The sequence below is a fragment of the Desulfobacter sp. UBA2225 genome, from assembly GCF_002348205.1.
Classification (GTDB): Bacteria; Desulfobacterota; Desulfobacteria; order Desulfobacterales; family Desulfobacteraceae; genus Desulfobacter; species Desulfobacter postgatei.
Map to the genome: position 1 here is coordinate 1 of NZ_DDYV01000138.1, position 3,271 is coordinate 3,271.

The 3,271-nt window shown below is 49.2% G+C and carries 3 protein-coding genes; all 3 read right to left on the minus strand.

The features are described 5' to 3' along the window. On the minus strand, nt 1-455 hold a 455-nt coding region (locus B3D59_RS07310; protein ID WP_286818673.1), incomplete at its 3' end, for an AAA family ATPase. After that, nucleotides 455-1,939, minus strand: a complete 1,485-nt coding sequence (der, locus tag B3D59_RS07315) for a ribosome biogenesis GTPase Der (RefSeq protein WP_286818674.1) — start codon at nt 1,937-1,939, stop codon at nt 455-457. The genes B3D59_RS07310 and der, both read right to left, overlap by 1 nt. Nucleotides 1,940-2,091: 152 nt before the next feature. Continuing rightward, the coding region (gene ppk1 / locus B3D59_RS07320) for a polyphosphate kinase 1 (RefSeq protein WP_286818675.1) at nt 2,092-3,271 on the minus strand (1,180 nt) is incomplete at its 5' end.

Sequence of the window (3,271 nt, forward strand, 5' to 3'; positions counted from 1 at the left end):
ACTTCAAAGGAAGGGTTTTCCGTGGTGGCCCCGATCAGGGTGATCAATCCGTTTTCCACATGAAAAAGAAAGGCATCCTGCTGGGATTTGTTAAACCTATGGATCTCGTCCACGAACAACAGAGTCCGCCGGTTGTGAAGCCGTCTTCTCTCCTGTGCCGCCTCAATGATCTGCCGGACCTCCTTGACGCCCGACAACACCGCAGAAATTTTGACCCATTGGTTTTTGGTCTGGGCCGCGATAACATTGGCCAGGGAGGTTTTACCACACCCCGGCGGTCCCCACAGAATCATGGAAAAAACCCGGTCTTCGAACACGGCACGTTCAAGCAGGCTGCCATTGGACGTGATATGCTCCTGCCCCACAACATCTTCCAGTCGCCGGGGCCGCATACGTTCGGCCAATGGTGCAGCCCCCGCCATATCCTGACCGGCGGTATGATCAAAAAGATCCATTACAATGTGTTCTTCTGATCCCGTTCGCGTTTTTTGCGGCTTTGCTCCTTGCGCTGCTTCTCCCGTTTTGTCATGACCTTCTTTTTCTTCTCCTGGATTCGCCTGAACTCCTTTGTATTGCCGGAAAATTCAATTTTACCGGTTTTTTCCCTGAAATAAAGCTTAACAGGTGTCAAGGTCAAGGGGATCATCTGGCGCAGCTGGTTGACCAAATAACGCTTATAAGAGAAGTGCACTGCATCGGGATAATTGACAAAGCAGACAAAACAGGGTGGTTTTACCGCCACCTGGGATGCGTAAAAAAACTTGAGGCGCCGGCCCTGATGAAGGGAAGGCTCCTCCCGGGACACGGCATCCTCAATAATCCGATTGACCACGCCTGTATTGATTCTGTGGCAGTATTCCGTATAGACCTTTTCCACTTCATCAAAAATCTTGTGGCAGCCCTGGCCGGTTTTGGCTGAAATGGTAACGGCAGGCGCAAAGGAAAGAAACCTTGCCTTCCGGCGCAACTCTTTGATAAACGCCTGCTGCCCTTTTTCGGATTTATCCACAAGATCCCATTTATTGAGCAGGAAAATAGCCCCGCATCCTCTTTTTTCGGCATAGCCTGCAATGGTGATGTCCTGGTCGGTAATTCCTTCGGAACAGTCGATGACGATTAAGGCCACATCACAGTCTTCCATACTGTCCAGGGCTTTAAGAATGGAAATTTTTTCAAGTTTATTCGTGACTTTGCCTTTACGGCGGATGCCCGCAGTATCTTTAAGGATAAATTCCCGCCCGTTGCGTTTCACGGACAATTCAATAGCATCCCTTGTGGTGCCGGCCTTATCGTCAACCAGCATACGCTGTTCTCCGAAAAGCCGATTGGCAAGGGATGATTTCCCCACGTTGGGACGTCCGATAATGGCAATACGGATGGGACCGTCAACATCATCTTCTCCCGCCTCGTCCGATTCGCCCGATTCCTCTATGACCGGAGCATTGGGCAGCAGGGCAACCAGATCTGAAAGGAAATCCCCTACCCCCAGTCCGTGTTCAGCTGAGACCTTGTAAAACCGGTCCATCCCCAGGGTGTAAAACTCTCCAAGCTCGTCTTCCTGTCGGTACAGGCTTTCAACCTTATTAACCAGATAAAAGACAGGCTTTTCGGTGCGACGTAAAAAATCGGCAAGATCCCGGTCATAGGGAGAAAGACCTGCCCGACCATCCAGAATAAACACCAGGATATCGGCCTCCTCAACGGCCCTCGACAGCTGCTCTTTGATCTGGGATGCAAAATAGTCATCATCCGCACTTAAAAAACCGCCGGTATCCACCAGCGTAAAGGCTTTATCATCCCACTGCGCATCGGCATAGTGCCGGTCCCGGGTCACACCGGGCATATCATCCACCAGGGCCTGGCGGGATTTTGTAATCCTGTTGAACAGTGTAGATTTTCCAACATTGGGGCGGCCCACAAGGGCCACAACCGCTTTCATATTTGTTTCTCCCGGACAAAAAAAAGATTAAAAATATATAATTATAGGATATTTTGAGAAAAAAAACTACCTTGCGATATTATTATTAGGCTGCCGCACCCATGGCCGATAATTGCAGGACTCCTCCCGAATTCCTATTTCATATATCAAGTTTATTTCTTCTTTTTTAACGCAGCCTTCCCTTTTTTCAGTAGCATCCGGTGTGTTGTTTTCAGCCTCTTTTCCGCATTTTTAATGAGGAGTTCAAAAGAACTTCGCGCATCTTCACCCTGTTGCGCCTGCAGTTTGACATAGCTACCGTCACTTTGCATCTCCCAGCAACTGTGCCTGTCGTTCAACTGGATATCGAGCATCTCCCGCAATAAGGCCTGCAGGCGAGGAGATTCGACAGGCGTGCAGACCTCGACTCGACTCTCGAGATTTCGTTTCATCAGATCGGCCGAAGATATAAAGTATTCTTCCTTACCGTCATTGCGAAAGTAAAACACTCTTGAATGTTCCAGAAATCGTCCGACGATGGAAATAACCCGCACATTCTCAGAAAGTCCTGGAATGCCCGGCCGCAACCGACAGGAATCACGGACGATGAGATCAATGTGAACACCGGCCTGAGAGGCCTTGTACAAGGCAATTGTAATATCTTTGTCTTCAAGGGCATTTGTTTTTAACTGGATTAGTCCCGCCTTCCCTTCAGCTTGCAACTTACTCTCCCGGTCAATCTTCTCGAGCAATTTTTTTTTCAAAAAATTGGGGCAAGGCAGGAGCTTCTTGTACTTACGGGCAAGCGTGTATCCGGTAGTCAGATAATTAAACAACTCCGTGAGATCGGAACCAATGACTGCATCACAGGTAAGGATACCAAGGTCGCTGTATCCCCGGGCAGTACCGGCATGATAGTTGCCGGTTCCGATATGGGCGTAGCGATGCAAGCCGTCAAAATCCTTGCGTACCACAAAGATAACTTTTGAGTGGGTCTTCAAGTCAACAACCCCATAGGTCACATGGATACCCACCTCTTCCAAAGATCTGGCCCAGAGGATGTTGGCCGACTCATCGAAACGAGCCTTCAGCTCCACAACCACGGCGACCTGCTTACCGTTCTGGGCTGCATCAATGAGGTACTGAATGACTCTGGATTTCTTGGCTGTCCGGTAAAGCGTCATCTTAATGCCTAAGACTTTGGGATCCCGACTGGCCTCTTTTATAAACCGTTCCACTGAGGTATCAAACGATTCGTATGGGTGCTGCAGGAGAATGGAACCCCTTTGCTTTATGACATGAAAGATATTAGGATCCTCTCCAACCAGTTCCGGATGATCCACGGGTTGATGA